Here is a 19,988-nt window from a genome sequence, read left to right on the forward strand (position 1 = left end):
CCCGAGCATCTACCCGACCTGGGGATGATCGGGCTGCAGCCCTTTGAATCCGGGGCGCGACCGGTTGTCGCAGGGATTGAATCCGTAACAGTTTGTTGCTAGGGATCAATGAAATTCGCCGGCAAGCCGGCCCTACAAGGGGCCAACCTGTAGAAGCCGGCTTGCCGGCGAAGGGGCCAGCACGAACACCCACTACTTATCAGTAGTAGGCGTTTTCCTTCTGGCTGTGGTCAGTCACGTCACGCACGCCCTTGAGCTCCGGAATACGCTCGAGCAGGGTGCGCTCGATGCCTTCCTTCAGCGTCACGTCGGCCTGGCCGCAGCCCTGGCAACCGCCGCCGAACTGCAGCACGGCGATGCCGTCGTCGACCACGTCCACCAGGCTCACGGCGCCGCCGTGGCTGGCCAGGCCCGGGTTGATCTCGGTCTGCAGGTAGTAGTTGATGCGCTCGTTGATCGGGCTGTCTTCGTTGACCATCGGCACCTTGGCATTGGGGGCCTTGATGGTCAGCTGGCCGCCCATGCGGTCGGTGGCGTAGTCGACCAGCGCGTCTTCGAGAAACGGCACGCTGATGGCATCGAGATAAGCGGTGAAACTCTTCAGGCCCACCGGCTCGTCGTCGAGTTTCTCTTCGCCCGGCTTGCAGTAGGCGATGCAGGTCTCGGCGTACTGGGTGCCCGGCTGGGTGATGAAAATGCGGATGCCGATGCCAGGCGTGTTCTGCTTGGAGAGCAGATCGGCCAGGTAATCATGGGCGGCGTCGGTAATGGTTATAGCGCTCATGGAAGTTCCTCACAGACTTGCCGGCAGTGTACGCCAACCCGGCCCTCGAACAAAGTCCTAGCATTTGACTCGGGATAGCGCCAAGGCCGGTTCTCGCGCAGGCTCGGCCGCGATCCAGCCCTGCAGCCGCGCGTACAGGCCACGTTCCAGCCATTGGTAGCTGAGCCACGACATTAGTCCGATTGACGGCACGCAAATGGCGAACACCAGGTATGGGTTCAACTGCAGCCGCTGGCTGGCGAACAAGCCGCCGTACAGCACCAGCACATGAATCAGGTACACCGAGTAGGAGCAGTCACCCAGCGCCTTGAGCACTCGGTTGCCCTTGAAAAACGGTTCCAGGGCGATACATGCCAGCACCACCAGCGCGCTGGGCACCCCCCAGTGCAGCAGGCGCTGGGAGGCGTCCAGCTGGTAGAGGGCGAAACCGGCCGCGGCCAGCAGCGCCAGCGGCAGCCACAGGCCCTCGCGGATCAGCCCTCGGCGATACAGCACGCCCAGGCCAATGCCCAGCAGGAATTCGTAGACGATGTCGTTGTTGTAGAAACGGCTGAGAACCCCCAGGCGGCCCAGCACTTCGCTGACCAGCAGCAACGCCGCCGTCACCAGCAACAAGTGATGGCGCTGGCGCACCAGGAAGGCCAGGCCGAACAACAGGTAGAAGAACATCTCGAAATTCAGCGTCCAGCCCACGTTGAGGGTCGGGTACAGGCCATAGCCGCCGGGGTTCTCCGCCGGGATGAACAGCAGCGACAACAGCAGGTGCTGCCAGGCGAACACCTGATGCGGCATCCAGCGGCTGGCGCCCAGCATCAGCGCCGCCATCAGCAGGGTGTAGAACCAGTAGGCCGGGACGATGCGCAGCGCGCGGTTGAGCAGGAACTGCCCGGGGGCAATATCTTTGTCGCGGGTAGAGAGGTAGATCACCAGGCCGCTGATGACGAAAAAGATGTCCACCCCGACCGCCCCGCGGTCGCTGAGCAATTGGCCGAGGGGGCCGGTGGCGTGAAAGTCGAAGAAAATCTGCATGAAGTGGTGGCAGACCACCACCCAGGCGGCGAATGCCCGGAGAGCCTGAAGCGAATACAGCATGAAATGCCCTGCGATTGCCGGAGTTTTCAGGCCTTGTGTCGCGATCGCTCGCCGGCAAGCCGGCTCTTACAACCTCGTAGGAGCCGGCTTGCCGGCGAACGACTGCACAAGACCCACCTGACACGTCCGACCGCAGGAGGCCGGCAAAGGTCAGGCCGGCCGATCAGAGGTTCTCGTAGCGGTTCATGTCCAGCACCCCCGCCTCCACCGGCTCGGTCTCCTGGATGTAGCGGTTCAGGTCATGGAAGTAGCGCCAGAACTCAGGATGGCTGCGGCGCACGCCCCAGCGCATGATGATGCGCTCGAACTTCGCCGTGTCGTCGCGGGCCGCCTCCAGGTCCTCGACGAACTCCGGCACATCCTTCACAGGCACATTGAAGATGAAGTTCGGGTAGCTGCTGAGCACCCCTGGCACCAGGGTCAGGGTGTCCAACCCCGGCTGGTAGCGGTACGCCTCGCCCAGCAGGAACGCCACGTTGCTGTGGGCACGGTTGCGCAACAGGCTATACACCTGGCGCTGGCCGCCCTGCCCTTCGATGCGCAGCATCGTCGCCTCGGGCAACTGCTCGATCACCCTCAGCCCGGCGGCTGGACGCGACACCAGGCGGCTGAGCGACTGCTCGACGTCGCGGAATTCCTCGCTCATCTGCGGCCGCGAACAGAACGCGCCCTGGCAGCGGTTGATCGGGTCGGGCGCGGCGTTCAGGCTGCCGGTGCGCTGCAACAGCTTCAACCCGAAATCACGCTTGGGGTCGTGCTTGTCCAGCTTCAGCGCGCTCGGGGTGCTGGTGTCGATGTCCTCGTAGTCCATCCACATCTTCACCTTGCCGCTGTTCTGGTACCAGTTACCCAGGATCTCGCCGCGCTTGCCGGCCGGCATCAGGCGCAGGAAGTTGACCTCGGCGCCGTTGCGGATCAGGTCGAAGTACAGGCGCGTCTGCAACTGGTGCGAGACGTTGCCGAACACATCGAAGTTCACCGCCAGCTGGTAGTAGGTACGCTCGAACAACGGGTAGTCGAACAGCCACAAGGTCAGCGGCACGTCGCCGATCAGGCCCTTGGTGACCGAGGCACTGTCGAAGTGGCGGAAGATACTCAGCAAGGCGTTATCGTTGCCCGCCCACAGCGTCGACCAGCTCGGTGCCGGCTGCTCGGCGTAAGCCTCGCGGCGCAGCGCCTCGTATTCGTTGCGCTTGTCGCGGTAGGCGTGCCACAGGCCCAACACGCTGCCGACGTCGTCGATCTGGCCGGGCATGGCCAATAGCGGCGTGGCCTCGCCCCGGTACTTGGCATCGGTGATGTAGAGGTCGTGGGCCGGCTCCTGGAACAGCGCCCAGAAATTGTCGCGGATCACGTCGGTGGCGATCTGCCCACGGCACACCGGGCCACGGATGAAGGTGCGCACGAAGTACTCGGCGTTGTCCAGCATGAACTGGTAGCGGGCCACCGCCGGGATCGCCTCGAAGGTCTCGAACGGGTTGGCGCGGTGGCGCGGGCCGTAGCCAGGCAGCGCACTGGCATGCCAGTCGCCGCTGTAGAACAGCTGTTTGACCCGCTTGAGCTTCTGCGGGCCCATCGGGTAGGTGATGTGGGTCTTGTGCACGATCACCCCCTGCACCGGAACCAGCCGGTAGTAGAAGTCGGTGCCCGGCGGGTCGTTGGGGCGGCGGGTGGCGATCAGGTCGACCGGCCGACCGCTCGGGGTGCGCGAGCGCACCCACTGGAAGAAGTGCCCCTGCTCACCACCCACGAAATGGATATGGGCCAGGAACAAGTGCTCGTACAGCCAGCGGGCGACCAGCGCCTCGGTCGAGCCCGGGCGGTTGAGCAGCTCTTCCCACTCGAAGATCTGCCGCGCTTCCGCCGCGTTGGGCACGAACTGGGTCTTCTCCACCGGCGCGCCGGCCGCCAGCCAGCGTTGTAGCGTCTGGTACTCCTGGTCGGTCAGGCCGGTGACCGCCAGTGGCATGCCTTCCTTCGGGTGGGCGCCGGCATAGGCGTCGAACTCGTGGGGCATGGGGCACATGTTGGTGCGGTTGAGCCCCAGCACGATCTCGTCCGGCAGCTTGGCGTTGGGTGTGAGCGGCGTCTTGTGCCCCAGTTCAAGCATGCGCGCCATCAGTGCGGCCTGGCTGCCCTGCTTGTCCAGCACCGAGTAGAACCCGGCCTTGCGCCAGCCGGCCTCATCGTGGGCGTCGTAGAACAGCCGCGTGGTGGGCACCGCCTTGCTACGCTCGCCCTGGTACACCGGCACCTTCGAGGCGCCGCGTTCGGCCCCCTCGGCACTGCCCAGGTTGAGCTGGCAGGCGGCATCGTTACAGGCATGGCAGGCCACGCACTTCTCGGTGAAAATCGGTTGGATGTCCCGGGTGTACGAAATCGCCGGGCTCGATTGGGGGGCCTGCGCAAACGCCGCGCCACTGATCAGCAGGGCGAAGACGCTGGCAAGTATGCGAAGCAACATGTGCCGAAAGTCCTGGTTTCTGAAAGCCATCACGATATGCCTGACCGGGTCCTGGGTGCTGGGGCGTACGCCAACATGAAGGAAATTCATGCAAAACGGCGGCACGCCTAAAATCCGTGCAGCTTTGTTATTATTCGGCACCTTCTGATATTCGCCCGACCAGGTAGTTCCTATGTCCGACCGCAGCGCTCGTTTACAAGCACTCCAGAACGCACTCAAAGAGCGCATCCTGATCCTCGACGGCGGCATGGGTACTATGATCCAGAGTTACCGCCTGGAGGAACACGACTATCGTGGCACGCGCTTCGCCGATTGGCCAAGCGACGTGAAGGGCAACAACGACCTGTTGCTGCTCACCCGCCCCGATGTCATTGCCGCGATCGAGAAAGCCTACCTGGACGCCGGCGCGGATATTCTCGAAACCAACACCTTCAACGCCACGCAGATCTCGCAAGCCGACTACGGCATGGAAGCGCTGGTGTACGAGCTCAACGTCGAGGGCGCGCGCGTCGCCCGCCAGGTGGCGGATGCCAAGACCCTGGAAACCCCGGACAAGCCGCGCTTCGTCGCCGGCGTGCTCGGCCCGACCAGCCGCACCTGCTCGATCTCCCCCGACGTCAACGACCCCGGCTACCGCAACGTCACCTTCGACGAGCTGGTGACCAACTACATCGAGGCCACCCGGGGCCTGATCGAAGGCGGTGCCGACCTGCTGCTGATCGAGACCATCTTCGACACCCTCAACGCCAAGGCGGCGATCTTCGCCGTGCAGCAGGTGTTCGAGGAAGACAACGTCGAACTGCCGATCATGATCTCCGGCACCATCACCGACGCCTCCGGCCGCACCCTGTCCGGCCAGACCACCGAAGCGTTCTGGAACTCGGTACGCCACGCCAAGCCAATCTCCATCGGCCTGAACTGCGCCCTGGGCGCCAAAGACCTGCGCCCGTACCTGGAAGAGCTATCCGGCAAGGCCGACACCTTCGTTTCCGCGCACCCCAACGCCGGCCTGCCCAACGCCTTCGGCGAGTACGACGAGACGCCCGCGGAAATGGCCGCGGTGGTCGAGGAGTTCGCCGCCAGTGGCTTCCTCAACATCATCGGCGGCTGCTGCGGCACCACCCCGCCGCACATCCAGGCCATCGCCGAGGCCGTGGCCAAGCACAAGCCACGGGCCATCCCGGACATCCCCAAGGCCTGCCGCCTGTCGGGCCTGGAGCCGTTCACCATCGACCGCCAGTCGTTGTTCGTCAACGTCGGCGAGCGCACCAACATCACCGGCTCCGCCAAGTTCGCCCGGCTGATCCGCGAAGAGAACTACACCGAAGCGCTGGAAGTCGCCCTGCAGCAGGTCGAGGCCGGCGCCCAGGTGATCGACATCAACATGGACGAAGGGATGCTCGACTCCCAGGCCGCCATGGTCCGCTTCCTCAACCTGATCGCTGGCGAACCGGACATCTCCCGCGTCCCCATCATGATCGACTCCTCCAAGTGGGAGGTGATCGAGGCCGGCCTGAAGTGCATCCAGGGCAAGGGCATCGTCAACTCGATCTCGATGAAGGAAGGCGTCGAGCAGTTCAAGCACCACGCCCGCCTGTGCAAACGCTACGGCGCCGCCGTGGTGGTGATGGCCTTCGACGAGGTCGGCCAGGCCGACACCGCCGCGCGCAAGCGCGAGATCTGCCAGCGCAGCTACGACATCCTGGTCAACGAAGTGGGCTTCCCGCCAGAAGACATCATCTTCGACCCGAACATCTTCGCCGTGGCCACCGGCATCGAGGAGCACAACAACTACGCCGTCGACTTCATCGAAGCCTGCGCATACATCCGCGACCACCTGCCCTACGCCCTGAGCTCGGGTGGCGTATCGAACGTGTCGTTCTCGTTCCGTGGCAACAACCCGGTGCGCGAGGCGATCCACTCGGTGTTCCTCTACCACGCCATCCAGAACGGCCTGACCATGGGCATCGTCAACGCCGGCCAACTGGAGATCTACGACGAGATCCCCGCCGCCCTGCGCGAGAAAGTCGAGGACGTGGTGCTCAACCGCACCCCGCACGGCACCGACGCCCTGCTGGCGATTGCCGACGACTACAAGGGCGGCGGCGCCACCAAGGAAGTCGAGAACGAAGAGTGGCGCTCGCTGCCGGTCGACAAGCGCCTCGAGCATGCGTTGGTCAAGGGCATCACCGCCTACATCGTCGAAGATACCGAAGAGTGCCGCCAGCAGTCGGCACGCCCCATCGAGGTCATCGAAGGCCCGCTGATGAGCGGCATGAACGTGGTTGGCGACCTGTTCGGCGCCGGCAAGATGTTCCTGCCCCAGGTGGTCAAGTCGGCCCGCGTCATGAAGCAAGCCGTGGCCCACCTGATCCCGTTCATCGAGGCGGAAAAAGGCGACAAGCCCGAAGCCAAGGGCAAGATCCTCATGGCCACGGTCAAGGGCGATGTGCACGACATCGGCAAGAACATCGTCGGCGTGGTGCTCGGTTGCAACGGCTACGACATCGTCGACCTGGGCGTGATGGTGCCGGCCGAGAAGATCCTGCAGACCGCCCGCGAGCAGAAGTGCGACATCATCGGCCTGTCCGGGCTGATCACCCCGTCGCTGGACGAGATGGTCCACGTCGCCCGCGAGATGCAGCGCCAGGGCTTCCACCTGCCGCTGATGATCGGCGGCGCGACCACCTCCAAGGCGCACACGGCGGTGAAGATCGAGCCCAAGTACTCGAACGATGCCGTGGTCTACGTCACCGACGCCTCGCGCGCGGTGGGCGTGGCCACGCAGCTGCTGTCGAAAGAACTCAAGGCCGGCTTCGTCACCAAGACCCGCGAAGAGTACGTGGAGGTACGCGAGCGCACCGCCAACCGCAGCGCCCGCACCGAGCGCCTGAGCTACGCCCAGGCCATCGCCGCCAAGCCGCAGTACGACTGGGCCAACTACCAGGCCGCAACCCCCTCCTTCACCGGCGTCAAGGTGCTGGAGAACATCGACCTGCGCACCCTGGCCGAGTACATCGACTGGACCCCGTTCTTCATCTCCTGGGACCTGGCCGGCAAGTTCCCGCGCATTCTCACCGACGAAGTGGTCGGCGAGGCCGCCACGGCGCTGTACAAGGACGCCCGCGAGATGCTCGACAAGCTGATCGACGAGCAGCTGATCAGCGCCCGCGCGGTGTTCGGCTTCTGGCCGGCCAACCAGGTCGAGCATGACGACATCGAAGTCTATGGCGACAACGGCGACACGCTGGCCACCCTGCACCACTTGCGCCAGCAGACCATCAAGCCCGACGGCAAGCCCAACTGGTCGCTGGCCGACTTCGTCGCCCCGAAAGACAGCGGCGTGACCGACTACGTCGGCGGCTTCATCACCACCGCCGGCATCGGTGCCGAGGAAGTGGCCAAGGCCTACCAGGACAAGGGCGACGACTACAGCTCGATCATGGTCAAGGCCCTGGCCGACCGCCTGGCCGAAGCCTGCGCCGAGTGGCTGCACGAGCAGGTGCGCAAGGAGCACTGGGGGTACGCCAAGGATGAACACCTGGACAACGAGGCGCTGATCAAGGAGCAGTACAGTGGCATCCGCCCGGCCCCGGGCTACCCCGCCTGCCCCGACCACACCGAGAAGGAAACCCTGTTCCGCCTGCTCGACGGCACCGCCATCGGCGAAACCGGCCCGAGCGGCGTGTTCCTCACCGAGCACTTCGCCATGTTCCCGGCGGCGGCAGTCAGCGGCTGGTACTTCGCCCACCCGCAGGCGCAGTACTTCGCCGTGGGCAAGGTGGACAAGGACCAGATCGAGCGCTACAGCGCACGCAAGGGCCAGGAGGTGAGCGTGAGCGAACGCTGGCTGGCCCCCAACCTCGGCTACGAGAGCTGAGCCCCGGCAACCGAGGCGTGAGCTACACGCAGTAGGAGCGGCTTCAGCCGCGATGCAGGCAGCGCGGTGGATGGCACCCGCGTTGCGGGTGATCGCGGCTGAAGCCGCTCCTACAGCGGTTACGCAAGCTACACCACACCCCGGTGTCATCGCCCGCCTCGCGGGTAAGCCAACCCAAAGCACAAATCCCACAGCCCCGCACCTGGCATTTCTACCAGTAGCCGCCACCACAAAGCCGCGCTAAAGAGGATCATCCCTCCTCCCATGGCAGCCCCAGCATGCACTCCCGGCTCTACATCACCTTCCACCTGCGCTGGATCATCAGCCACTTCCTCGAGCAAAGCCTGCACCAGGTCCGCCCGGACATTTCCCTGGGCGAACTGGGCGCCGACAGCTTCGACATGTTCGAGCTGCAAGCGCTGATCGAAGAAGCCTTCGGCATCCAGATCAACCAGCCACTGCGCACCTACCTCACCTTCGCCGAACTGATCGACGTGGTCTTCCGGGCCATGCCCGAACCAGAAACATCGGCAGGGCCGCCCCTCACCTGACATTTCTGCCAGCAGCGCCGCCACCGGCCTGCTTCGCTCATGGGCACACCCGGCAACGGCGAGAGGCACGCGGATAAATTCACTACTGTCACAGTAGATCGGCATGCTCCTTCTTCGGCCTTTTAAAACTGCAGAAGGGGCGTTTCATCATCACCCTGCCAGCTCCTCGATACTCACTTCCCGCATGCGAAACTTCTGCACCTTCCCCGTCACCGTCATCGGAAACTCTTCGACAAAGCGGAAATGCCGCGGTGTCTTGAAATGCGCCAATCGCGCCTTGCACCACTGCTGCAATTCCTCGGCCGTGGCATGGTGCCCAGGGTGCAGGCGAATCCACGCCACCACCTCCTCGCCGTACTTGCTGCACGGAATCCCCACCACCTGCGCCTCGGCCACGGCCGGGTGGGTGTGGAAGAACTCCTCCAGCTCGCGCGGATAGATGTTCTCGCCGCCGCGAATGATCATGTCCTTGTTGCGCCCGACAATGCGTACATAACCCTCGTCGTCCATCACCGCCAGGTCGCCGCTGTGCATCCAGCCGGCCGGGTCGATGGCGTCATGGGTGGCCTGCAGGTTGTCCCAGTAACCAAGCATCACGCTGTAGCCGCGCGTGCACAGCTCACCGATCTCACCCTGTGCGACGATGCGCCCGTCGGCGTCCACCAGCTTGGTCTCCAGGTGCGGCTGGGTACGGCCCACGGTGGTCACGCGCAGCTCCAGGCCATCGTCGGGACCGGTCTGCAGCGACACCGGGCTGGTCTCGGTCATGCCGTAGGCGATCTGCACCTCGGCCATGTGCAACTGGTCGATCACCTTGCGCATCACCTCGATCGGGCAGGTGGCGCCGGCCATGATGCCGCTGCGCAGGGTGGACAGGTCCAGTTGCGTGCGTGCGGGGTGGTCGAGCATGGCGATGAACATGGTCGGCACCCCATACAGGATGCTGGCGCGCTCCTCGGCCACGGCGCGCAGGGTGAGCTCGGCGTCGAAGGCGTCGTTGGGGTAGACCAGGGTGCTGCCGTGGGTGATGCAGCCGAGGTTGGCCATGACCATGCCGAAGCAGTGGTACAGCGGCACCGGGATCACCATGCGGTCGCGCTCGCTCAGGCCCAGGCTCTGGCCGACCATGTAGCCGTTGTTGAGGATGTTGTAGTGGCTCAGGGTCGCGCCCTTCGGCGCGCCGGTGGTGCCGGAGGTGTACTGGATGTTCACCGGCTGGTCGAACTGCAGGCCCTGCTGTCGCGCCTGGTAGGACTCAACCTCGACCGCCCCTGCCCGCCCGGCCAGCGCGGCCCAGGGCAGGAAACCCGAGGGTGGCTCGGCGGCCAGGCTGATCACGCCACGCAGGTCGGGCAGGCGTTCGCTGGCCAGTTCGCCCAATGCGTGGGTCGCCAGCTCCGGCACCAGTTCCTGCACCATCGCGTGGTAATCGGAAGTCTTGAAGGCATCGGCGCACACCAGCCAGCGGCAGCCGGACTGGCGCAGCACGTATTCCAGCTCGCCCACCCGGTAGGCCGGGTTGATGTTGACCAGGATCGCGCCGACCTTGGCCGTGGCCAGTTGCAGGATGCACCACTGGGCGCAGTTGGGCGCCCAGATACCAACCCGCTCGCCCACCTCCACCCCCAGCGCCATCAAGGCCCGGGCCTGCACATCGACCTCGGCGGCCAGCTCGCGCCAGCTGTAGCGCAGGCCCTGGTGGCGCACCACCAGCGCCTCGCGCTCGCCGTGACGGGCGACGGTGGCATCGAAAGCCTGGCCGATGGTCAGGGTCAGCAAGGGGTGGTCTTGACGGCCGCGGGTATAGCTTGGTTGAGGCATGGTGATCCCTTCTTGTGGTTGTTCTGGGCATGACTGAAGCAGGCGGCGAATACTCTGGCGCAGATTTACGTTTACGTAAAGGTGATGATCCGATTGACAGCCCCTGAAGGCAGGTTTACGTTAACGTCAACCACGAGCACCGACCCTGTGGGAGCGGGCTTGCCCGCGATGAGGCCGGACCAGACAACATCGCTGGCCGTTCTGACGGGCATCGCGGGCAAGCCCGCTCCCACAGGGTCGGTGCAGTACCTCGAATTTCAAGAACAAGAAGGTGCCCACATGCATTACCCCAGCCTGAACTTCGCCCTGGGCGAGACCATCGACATGCTCCGCGACCAGGTGCGCACCTTCGTTGCCGCCGAACTGGCGCCGCGCGCCGCGCAGATCGACCACGACAACCTGTTCCCCGCCGACATGTGGCGCAAGTTCGGCGACATGGGCCTGCTGGGCATCACCGTGCCGGAAGAATACGGCGGCGCCGGCCTGGGCTACCTGGCCCACGTGGTGTCGATGGAAGAGATCAGCCGCGCCTCGGCCTCGGTGGCCCTGTCCTACGGCGCCCACTCCAACCTGTGCGTCAACCAGATCAACCGCAACGGCAGCCACGAGCAGAAGCTCAAGTACCTGCCCAAGCTGATCAGCGGCGAGCACATCGGCGCCCTGGCCATGAGCGAGCCCAACGCCGGCTCCGACGTGGTGTCGATGAAACTGCGCGCCGAAAAACGCGGCGACCGCTACGTGCTCAACGGCAGCAAGACCTGGATCACCAACGGCCCCGACGCCAACACCTACGTGATCTACGCCAAGACCGACCTGGACAAGGGCCCCCACGGCATCACCGCGTTCATCGTCGAACGTGACTGGAAAGGCTTCACCCGCAGCAACAAGTTCGACAAGCTCGGCATGCGCGGCTCCAACACCTGCGAGCTGTTCTTCGACGACGTCGAAGTGCCGGAAGAAAACATCCTCGGCCAGCTCAACGGCGGCGTGCGCGTGCTGATGAGCGGCTTGGACTACGAGCGCGTGGTGCTGTCCGGCGGCCCGACCGGCATCATGCAGAGCTGCATGGACCTGGTGGTGCCGTACATCCACGATCGCAAGCAGTTCGGCCAGAGCATCGGCGAGTTCCAACTGATCCAGGGCAAGATCGCCGACATGTACACCCAACTCAACGCCAGCCGCGCCTACCTGTACGCCGTGGCCCAGGCCTGCGACCGCGCCGAGACCACCCGCAAAGATGCCGCCGGGGTGATCCTGTACACCGCCGAGCGCGCCACGCAGATGGCCCTGGAGGCGATCCAGATCCTCGGTGGCAACGGCTATATCAATGAATTCCCGGCCGGCCGCCTGTTGCGCGACGCCAAGCTGTACGAGATCGGTGCCGGCACCAGCGAAATCCGCCGGATGCTGATCGGCCGCGAACTGTTCAACGAAACCCGCTGAGCACAAGGAACGGGCGCACATGGCTACCCTGCATACCCAGATCAACCCGCGCTCGGCGGATTTCGCCGCCAACAGCGCGGCCATGCTCGAACAGGTCCAGGCCCTACGCGGCCTGCTCGCCCACATCGCGCAGGGCGGCGGGCCGAAGGCCCAGGAGCGGCATACCTCGCGGGGCAAGCTGCTGCCTCGCGAACGTATCGACCGCCTGCTCGACCCGGGCTCGGCGTTCCTCGAGATCGGCCAGCTGGCCGCCCATGAGGTGTACGGCGAAGACGTGCCGGCCGCCGGCGTGATCGCCGGCATCGGCCGCGTCGAAGGCGTGGAGTGCATGATCGTGGCCAACGACGCCACGGTCAAAGGCGGCTCCTACTACCCGCTGACGGTGAAGAAGCACCTGCGCGCCCAGACCATCGCCCTGCAGAACCGCCTGCCATGCATCTACCTGGTGGACTCCGGCGGCGCCAACCTGCCACGCCAGGACGAGGTGTTCCCCGACCGCGAGCACTTCGGGCGCATCTTCTTCAACCAGGCCAACATGAGCGCCTTAGGGATACCGCAGATCGCCGTGGTGATGGGCTCGTGCACCGCCGGTGGCGCCTACGTGCCAGCCATGGCCGACGAAGCGATCATGGTGCGCCAGCAGGCGACCATCTTCCTCGCAGGCCCCCCTTTGGTAAAAGCCGCGACCGGCGAGGTAGTCAGCGCCGAGGACCTCGGCGGCGCCGACGTGCACTGCCGCACCAGCGGCGTGGCCGACCACTATGCCGACAACGACGAGCACGCCCTGGCCATCGCCCGGCGCAGCGTCGCCAATCTCAACTGGCACAAGCAGGGCAAGCTGCAATGCCAGGCACCGATCGCGCCGTTGTACAACGCCGAAGAGCTGTACGGCGTGGTCCCGGCCGACGCCAAGCAGCCGTTCGACGTGCGCGAGGTGATCGCGCGGCTGGTCGACGGTTCGGTGTTCGATGAGTTCAAGGCGCTGTTCGGCACCACCCTGGTGTGCGGCTTCGCCCACCTGCACGGCTACCCGGTGGCGATCCTGGCCAACAACGGCATCCTCTTCGCCGAAGCCGCGCAAAAAGGCGCGCACTTCATCGAGCTGGCCTGCCAGCGCGGCATCCCGCTGCTGTTCCTGCAGAACATCACCGGTTTCATGGTCGGGAAAAAATACGAGGAAGGCGGCATCGCCAAGCACGGTGCCAAGCTGGTGACGGCAGTGGCCTGCGCCCAGGTACCGAAGTTCACGGTGATCATCGGCGGCAGCTTCGGCGCCGGCAACTACGGCATGTGTGGCCGCGCCTACGACCCGCGCTTCCTGTGGATGTGGCCTAACGCCCGCATCGGCGTGATGGGCGCCGAACAGGCGGCCGGCGTGCTGGCCCAGGTCAAGCGCGAGCAGAGCGAGCGCAGCGGCGAAGTGTTCAGCAGCGATGACGAGAAGAGGCTCAAGCAGCCGATCCTCGACCAGTATGAGCGCCAGGGCCACCCCTACTACTCCAGCGCCCGGCTGTGGGACGACGGTGTCATCGACCCGGCGCAGACCCGCGACGTGCTTGGCCTGGCGCTGTCCGCCGCGCTGAACGCCGCGATCGAACAGAGCCGCTTCGGCATTTTCCGGATGTGACCTATGAGCGACTTCGCGACTATCGAACTGGAAAAGGACCCTCGCGGCTTCGCCACCCTGTGGCTGAGCCGGGAAGACAAAAACAACGCCTTCAACGCGCAGATGATCCGCGAGCTGATCGTCGCCCTCGACCAAATCGCCGAGGACGGCAAGCTGCGCTTCGTGGTGCTGCGCGGCCGTGGCCGGCATTTCAGCGCCGGTGCCGACCTGGCCTGGATGCAGCAGTCGGCCGAACTGGATTTCAACACCAACCTCGACGACGCCCATGAACTGGGCGAGCTGATGTACGCCCTGCACCGGCTCAAGGCCCCCACCCTGGCCGTGGTGCAAGGCGCGGCCTTCGGCGGCGCGCTGGGGCTGATCAGCTGTTGCGACATGGCCATCGGCGCCGAAGACGCCCAGCTGTGCCTGTCGGAGGTGCGCATCGGCCTCGCCCCCGCCGTGATCAGCCCGTTCGTGGTCAAGGCCATCGGCGAGCGCGCCGCCCGCCGCTACGCCCTGACTGCCGAACGTTTCAGCGGCGTGCGCGCCCGTGACCTGGGCCTGCTGGCCGAGGTATACCCGGCCGCCGAACTGGACATGCAAGTGGAGGCCTGGGTCGACAACCTGCTGCACAACAGCCCCCAGGCCCTGCGCGCCACCAAGGACCTGCTGCGCGAAGTGGATGACGGTGAGCTGAGCCCGGCGCTGCGCCGCTACTGCGAGAACACCATCGCCCGCATCCGCGTCAGCGCCGAAGGCCAGGAGGGCCTGCGCGCCTTCCTGGAAAAACGCCGCCCCGCCTGGCAAACCGAGCACAAGAAGGAGCCGCGCCCATGAGCCGCCCCACCCTCACCACCCTGCTGGTCGCCAACCGCGGCGAGATCGCCTGCCGCGTGATGCGCACTGCCAAGGCCCTGGGCCTGACCACCGTGGCCGTGCACAGCGCCACCGACCGCGAGGCGCGCCACAGCCGCGAAGCGGACATCCGCGTCGACCTCGGTGGCACCAAGGCGGCTGAAAGCTATCTCGTGGTCGACAAGCTGATCGCCGCAGCCAAGGCCAGCGGCGCCCAGGCCATCCATCCGGGTTATGGCTTCCTCTCGGAGAACGCCGGTTTCGCCCGCGCCATCGAGCAGGCCGGGTTGATCTTCCTCGGCCCACCGGCCAACGCCATCGACGCCATGGGCAGCAAGTCGGCGGCCAAGGCGCTGATGGAGGCTGCAGGCGTGCCGCTGGTGCCGGGCTACCATGGCGAGGCCCAGGACCTGGACACCTTCCGCGCCGCCGCCGAGCGCATCGGCTACCCGGTGCTGCTCAAGGCCAGCGCCGGGGGCGGTGGCAAGGGCATGAAGGTGGTCGAGGACGAAAGCCAGCTGGCCGACGCCCTGGCCTCGGCACAGCGTGAAGCGCAGTCGTCGTTCGGCGACGCGCGCATGCTGGTCGAGAAGTACGTGCTCAAGCCGCGCCATGTGGAAATCCAGGTGTTCGCCGACCAGCAGGGTAACTGCCTGTACCTCAACGAGCGCGATTGCTCGATCCAGCGCCGCCACCAGAAGGTGGTCGAAGAAGCGCCGGCACCGGGGCTTTCCCCGGCGCTGCGCAAGGCCATGGGCGAGGCGGCGGTACGCGCCGCGCAAGCCATCGGCTATGTCGGCGCGGGCACCGTCGAGTTCCTGCTCGATGCCCGGGGCGAGTTCTTCTTCATGGAGATGAACACCCGCCTGCAAGTGGAACATCCGGTCACCGAAGCCATCACCGGGCTCGACCTGGTGGCCTGGCAGATCCGCGTGGCCTGCGGCGAGCCGCTGCCTTTGACTCAAGAGCAAGTGCCGCTGATCGGCCATGCCATCGAAGTACGGCTGTACGCAGAAGATCCGGCCAACGAGTTCCTGCCGGCCACCGGCACCCTGGCGCTGTACCGCGAGTCGGCGCCAGGCGAAGGGCGCCGGGTGGACAGCGGCGTCAGCGAGGGCGATGTGGTGTCGCCGTTCTACGACCCGATGCTGGGCAAGCTGATCGCCTGGGGGCAGGATCGTGAGCAAGCGCGCCTGCGGCTGCTGGCGATGCTCGATGAGTTCGCCATTGGCGGGTTGAAGACCAATATCGCCTTCCTGCGCCGAATCCTCGCGCACCCGGCATTCGCGCAGGCGGAGCTGGACACCGGTTTCATCCCGCGTCACCAGGACGTCTTGCTGCCTGCGCCCCAGCCCTTGCCGACGCAGTTCTGGGAAGCCGCTGCCGAGGCTTGGCTGCAAAGCGAGCCGGCGCTAAAGCGCCAGGACGACCGCGCCTCGCCATGGGCGGCCCGCGATGGCCTGCGCCTGGGCCTGCCGGCGCGCAGTAGCCTGCACTTGCAGTACGAGGGGCATGAGCAGGCGGTGGCGCTGGAGCGCAGTGCGCCTTCGACCTACCGGCTGGAGGGTGAGCAGCTGTGCCACGATCATGACGGCCTGCGCCTTCGCCACCTGGCGGTGCGTCGGGGTGGCACGTTGTACCTGCAATGGCAAGGTGAACTGCATGCCATCAGCGTTCATGACCCGATCGCCGCGGCCGAGGCCAGCCACAGCCACCAGGGCGGCCTGGGCGCGCCCATGAACGGCAGCATCGTGCGGGTGCTGGTCGAGCCGGGGCAGGTGGTGGAGGCCGGCACCGCGCTGGTGGTGCTGGAGGCGATGAAGATGGAGCACAGCATTCGTGCGCCGCATGCCGGGACGGTGAAGGCGTTGTTCTGCCAGGAGGGGGATATGGTCAGCGAAGGGACGGTGCTGGTGGAGCTGGAGGAGGCGTAACGGCGGCGATGTGTTCGCCGAAAGGGTTGTTTCGCCTATGAGATCGAGCGCCGCGCGGGCGGCGCTCGATCTCAAGAGCGCTGCAAGGCTACCGTCTGGCACCTGGCCGCCCCAACGCGGTCTGCGCGCAGATCTAGAGCACCCCGTGCATCCGCACCACGACACCTAAAAACTCGCACCCTTCCTCGCACAGCACGGTGGGGTACAGGGTGTTGAGCGGCCTGAGCATCCGCTGCCCGCCCTCCTCGATCAACTCCCTCAGCACCGCTGGCTTGCCTGGCTGCCGGGCCACTACCAGCCTGCCCGGCGCAACCTCGATTCCGGCATCCACCAAAACCAGCACGCCCTGCGGCAAACTCCTGCCACTGGCGGCGTTCATCGAGTCATTCTCAACCGGTAACCAAAACGCATTGCCAGCAGGCATATAGCCCGTCAGTTCCTGGGTTTCACTGGACTCGGGCAACGCGCCTTGCAGGTCGGCCCAGCTCAATACCGGAAAGCGAAAACTGGCGTGGCGCATGGCATTGACCGACAGCGGCCGGTCCACCCCATAAACCCCTGGGCTCTCGCGCGCCAAGATATCGCGCTCGACCACCATCACCCGCGCCTCCAGGGACACCAGGCCAAGCTGTTCCAGCTTTTCGTTGACGGTCTCCAGGGTCGGTCGGCGTGTGCCACGCAACCAATGGCCAAGCCCGCCTTGGGTCATGCCCAGGCGTTCGGCCAGTTGGTATTGCTTGAGGTTGTGCTCGCGCTTGTAGCGCGACAGAAATTCGATCCAGTTTTCCATGGCGGTGAACGATACGGACTGGATGAACGGCATCAATACACATCTGGAATTATCTTAGCAGACAAAAATAATACACATTGACCTACTATCGATATTCCTTGTCCTTGAAGGGATTTCACAGGTGCTGGAATGAACAAACCGATAAACGAAGATACAGATCTCGACGAAGAAGCCGCCCGCCGCGCCCTCGACTACTACCTCAACCCCACCCCCACCGCCGCTGAGCTGGAGCGCTCGCTCTGGACCCTGCGCGAAGGCGTGACCGCCACTCAAGCCAGCGAGCACGCCATGGCCCTGCTGCGCTGCGCCTCGGCGACGGCACAGGAAACCGGCGCCCATCTGCAGGGCACGACGCGGGAAGTGGTGTTTGCGTTGATGCACATGATCAACATGGCCCGCGCGTTGCTGGAGCAGCGCCACGCCATGGAGAAAACGTCGATTTGAGGGGAGAGAACGTGATGGCCGACGAACGGCGATAGCCCCAATTGCCGGGGACTGGAGGTGCGTCAGAAGGATTATTTTACCGGGATACGGAAAAATCATTTGACTGGCAAATGATAACGATTATTATTGCACTCAGCAGGTCGCGAGACCCGCTGGATAACCTGCAACGTCCTCAGGTCGGACGCTCAGATTATCTCCTCATCAGGCTAATCACGGTTTTTGACCCGGCTTTTTGCCGGGTCTTTTTTTTGGCTCTTCAGGCTAATGAAGATCGTTTAATGGCGGCGATGATAGCAATAATGTGTCAGCGCGTGAACGCTCATTACAAAAGTTTGCGGAATCAGCACTTGAGAATCAATCTCGTTAATACTAAGCTGACTGCGCATCAGGGAAGATGCCCCCCCTTCATCTCATGAGCAAGGAGCTGTCCATGACCCGCCTGCTGCTGCCCCTTGAGCACGACCCACGCACCGCCGAGCAAACCCGCGACGACGCGTTGCTGCATGCCCTCAAGCGCCTGCCCCGTCGGGTCCAGCAAGTGTTCCTGCTCAACCGCCTCGACCAGGTCGGTTTCGCCGAGATTGGCGAACGCCTCGACCTGCCCTTGATCAACATCGAACGCCACATGAACCAGGCCCTGCAGACCGCCCGTGCGCCAGGTGATGCCTTGGCCAGTGTCGCCGGCCAGTGGTACGTGCGCCTGCAGAGCCCGCAGGTGACCGCCAGCGAACGCATCGATTTTCGCCGCTGGCTGGATGCCGACCCCAACCACCTGTGTGCCTTCCACGAAACCGAATTGCGCTGGCGCGGCCTGCTCGCCCCGGCGCGGCAACTGGGGCATGACGGCTGGTATCGGCAAGGGCGCGCGGCATTGTCGCTGGGCGGCTGCTCGATTGCCGTGGGGCTTGCCATTGCAGCCCTGACCGGATTGGGTTTGCTCTCCTTGTAGGAGCGGCTTCAGCCGCGATGCAGGCAACGCTGTGCCCAGGCCCCGCCTCGCGGGGGATCGCGGCTGAAGCCGCTCCTACAGAGGTGGTGCCAAATCAACGGATCGCGGTTTGCCAGGGATGGGAGCCTGCCACCAAGCGGTGTAGAGTACGGTCACAACAAACGCCAACAGGAGGCTGGCAATGACCGTGACGCTCTCCCCGCTGCACATCGACTGCGATTTCGACTCCGGCAACATTCTGGTCAAGGACGCCAGTGACCCCGCGCACGTCCACCTGGACATCCGCAAGGACAGCCACAGCGACCACTTCCAGTGGTTCCACTTCAAGGCCAGCGGCCTCACCCAAGGTCAAACCCACCGTTTCAGCCTGGACAACGCCCATGCGTCCTCCTACAAGAACGCCTGGGACGGCTACCAGGCCGTGGCCTCCTACGACCAGCAGACCTGGTTCCGCGTACCTAGCCAGTTCGACGGCAAGGCGCTGAGCTTCGAGCTCAAGGCTGAACACGGACAGGCCTGGTTCGCCTACTTCGAACCCTACCCCCGCGCCCGCCACAACCAGCTGATCGAACGCGCCCTGAAGATCCCTGGCATCGAACTGCTGGCCAGCGGGCGCAGCGTGCAGGGCCGGGATATCCCGCTGCTGCGTGCGGGCAATGGCGCGGCCGGCAAGCGCAAGCTGTGGCTCATCGCCCAGCAGCACCCGGGCGAGCACATGGCCGAATGGTTCATGGAAGGCGTGATCGACGCCCTTGATAAAAACGGCCCGGTCATCCAGCAACTGCTGGCCAAGGCTGACCTGTACCTGATCCCCAACATGAACCCGGACGGCGCCTTCCACGGCCACCTGCGCACCAACTTCAAGGGCAAGGACCTCAACCGCGCCTGGCAGGACGCCAGCGTGGAACTGAGCCCGGAAGTGTTCTTCGCCCAGAGCCAGATGAAACTGCATGGGGTGGATGCATTCATCGACGCCCATGGCGACGAAGAAATTCCTCACGTGTTCACCGCCGCCTGCGAAGGCAACCCGGGGTACACCCCGCGCATCGAGAAGCTGGAAGCGCAGTTCCGCAGCACCCTGCGCAGCCTGACGCCGGACTTCCAGACGACATACGGCTACACCCGCGACGAGCCGGGCCAGGCCAACATGACCCTGGCCTGCAATGCCGTGGGGCAGGCCCATGATTGCCTGTCGCTGACCCTGGAAATGCCGTTCAAGGACCATGACGATGCGCCGAACCCGCTTACCGGGTGGTCGGGCGAGCGGTCGAAGGCGTTGGCCGGAGCGGTGCTGGAGACGCTGTTGAAGATGGTCGACAACCTGCGCTGACCTGATCGGGCGGTTCGCCGGCAAGCCGGCCCTTACCGAGGG

The 19,988-nt window shown here is 64.9% G+C and carries 14 protein-coding genes; 9 read left to right on the top strand and 5 right to left on the bottom strand.

Translation table 11 applies throughout. The features are described from left to right. Nucleotides 1-199: 199 nt before the first annotated feature. The 3 genes from nfuA to IM733_RS09525 all read right to left on the bottom strand — a co-directional run bounded on the left by nfuA (nt 200) and on the right by IM733_RS09525 (nt 4,340). Nucleotides 200-784 carry a Fe-S biogenesis protein NfuA gene (gene nfuA, locus IM733_RS09515; RefSeq protein ID WP_248920631.1) on the bottom strand — a complete coding sequence of 195 codons (585 nt, stop codon included), beginning with the start codon at nt 782-784 and terminating at the stop codon, nt 200-202. A gap of 57 nt (nt 785-841) precedes the next feature. Further along, nucleotides 842-1,876: an acyltransferase family protein gene (locus IM733_RS09520; RefSeq protein ID WP_248920632.1), complete on the bottom strand. Its 1,035-nt coding sequence runs from the start codon at nt 1,874-1,876 to the stop codon at nt 842-844. A 163-nt stretch (nt 1,877-2,039) separates the two neighbouring features. Beyond that, nucleotides 2,040-4,340: a fatty acid cis/trans isomerase gene (locus IM733_RS09525; protein WP_248920633.1), complete on the bottom strand. Its 2,301-nt coding sequence runs from the start codon at nt 4,338-4,340 to the stop codon at nt 2,040-2,042. A gap of 172 nt (nt 4,341-4,512) precedes the next feature. Here IM733_RS09525 and metH point away from each other — a divergent pair, with 172 nt between their 5' ends. Together metH and IM733_RS09535 are read left to right on the top strand one after the other, a co-directional pair. After that, on the top strand, nt 4,513-8,220 hold the full coding sequence (metH, locus tag IM733_RS09530; RefSeq protein ID WP_248920634.1) for a methionine synthase: 3,708 nt from the start codon (nt 4,513-4,515) through the stop codon (nt 8,218-8,220). A gap of 278 nt (nt 8,221-8,498) precedes the next feature. Next, nucleotides 8,499-8,771, top strand: coding sequence for an acyl carrier protein (locus tag IM733_RS09535; RefSeq protein ID WP_248920635.1), 273 nt, complete (start codon nt 8,499-8,501; stop codon nt 8,769-8,771). 150 nt (nt 8,772-8,921) lie between these two features. Here IM733_RS09535 and IM733_RS09540 read toward each other — a convergent pair whose 3' ends face one another. After that, the gene (locus IM733_RS09540; protein WP_248920636.1) at nt 8,922-10,592 is read right to left on the bottom strand and encodes an AMP-binding protein; all 1,671 of its coding nucleotides are present in this window, start codon (nt 10,590-10,592) and stop codon (nt 8,922-8,924) included. A 279-nt stretch (nt 10,593-10,871) separates the two neighbouring features. Between IM733_RS09540 and IM733_RS09545 the strand changes: the two genes are divergently transcribed. The 4 genes from IM733_RS09545 to IM733_RS09560 are packed head-to-tail and all read left to right on the top strand — an operon-like array spanning nt 10,872 to nt 16,433. Continuing rightward, a complete protein-coding gene (locus tag IM733_RS09545) occupies nt 10,872-12,035 on the top strand; it encodes an isovaleryl-CoA dehydrogenase (RefSeq protein ID WP_248920637.1) in 1,164 nt (387 codons plus the stop codon). Nucleotides 12,036-12,054: 19 nt separating this feature from the next. Further along, the gene (locus IM733_RS09550; protein WP_248920638.1) at nt 12,055-13,662 is read left to right on the top strand and encodes a carboxyl transferase domain-containing protein; all 1,608 of its coding nucleotides are present in this window, start codon (nt 12,055-12,057) and stop codon (nt 13,660-13,662) included. Between the two features lie 3 nt (nt 13,663-13,665). Further along, on the top strand, nt 13,666-14,481 hold the full coding sequence (locus tag IM733_RS09555; RefSeq protein WP_248920639.1) for a gamma-carboxygeranoyl-CoA hydratase: 816 nt from the start codon (nt 13,666-13,668) through the stop codon (nt 14,479-14,481). Next, nucleotides 14,478-16,433 carry an acetyl/propionyl/methylcrotonyl-CoA carboxylase subunit alpha gene (locus IM733_RS09560; protein WP_248920640.1) on the top strand — a complete coding sequence of 652 codons (1,956 nt, stop codon included), beginning with the start codon at nt 14,478-14,480 and terminating at the stop codon, nt 16,431-16,433. Before IM733_RS09555 ends, IM733_RS09560 begins: the two co-directional genes overlap by 4 nt. 133 nt (nt 16,434-16,566) lie before the next feature. Here the strand turns inward: IM733_RS09560 and IM733_RS09565 are convergent, their stop codons facing one another. Beyond that, nucleotides 16,567-17,223, bottom strand: a complete 657-nt coding sequence (locus IM733_RS09565) for a LexA family protein (protein WP_248921149.1) — start codon at nt 17,221-17,223, stop codon at nt 16,567-16,569. 129 nt (nt 17,224-17,352) lie between these two features. Here IM733_RS09565 and IM733_RS09570 point away from each other — a divergent pair, with 129 nt between their 5' ends. The 3 genes from IM733_RS09570 (at nt 17,353) to IM733_RS09580 (ending at nt 19,946) form a co-directional block, all read left to right on the top strand. Further along, nucleotides 17,353-17,667: a DUF6124 family protein gene (locus IM733_RS09570; protein WP_248920641.1), complete on the top strand. Its 315-nt coding sequence runs from the start codon at nt 17,353-17,355 to the stop codon at nt 17,665-17,667. 430 nt (nt 17,668-18,097) lie between these two features. Next, nucleotides 18,098-18,616: a DUF4880 domain-containing protein gene (locus IM733_RS09575; RefSeq protein WP_248920642.1), complete on the top strand. Its 519-nt coding sequence runs from the start codon at nt 18,098-18,100 to the stop codon at nt 18,614-18,616. Between the two features lie 181 nt (nt 18,617-18,797). Continuing rightward, complete coding sequence (locus IM733_RS09580; RefSeq protein WP_248920643.1) at nt 18,798-19,946, top strand: M14 family metallopeptidase; 1,149 nt, start codon at nt 18,798-18,800, stop codon at nt 19,944-19,946. Nucleotides 19,947-19,988 lie beyond the last annotated feature (42 nt).

It is taken from the genome of Pseudomonas entomophila (assembly GCF_023277925.1).
Taxonomy (GTDB): Bacteria; Pseudomonadota; Gammaproteobacteria; order Pseudomonadales; family Pseudomonadaceae; genus Aquipseudomonas; species Aquipseudomonas entomophila_D.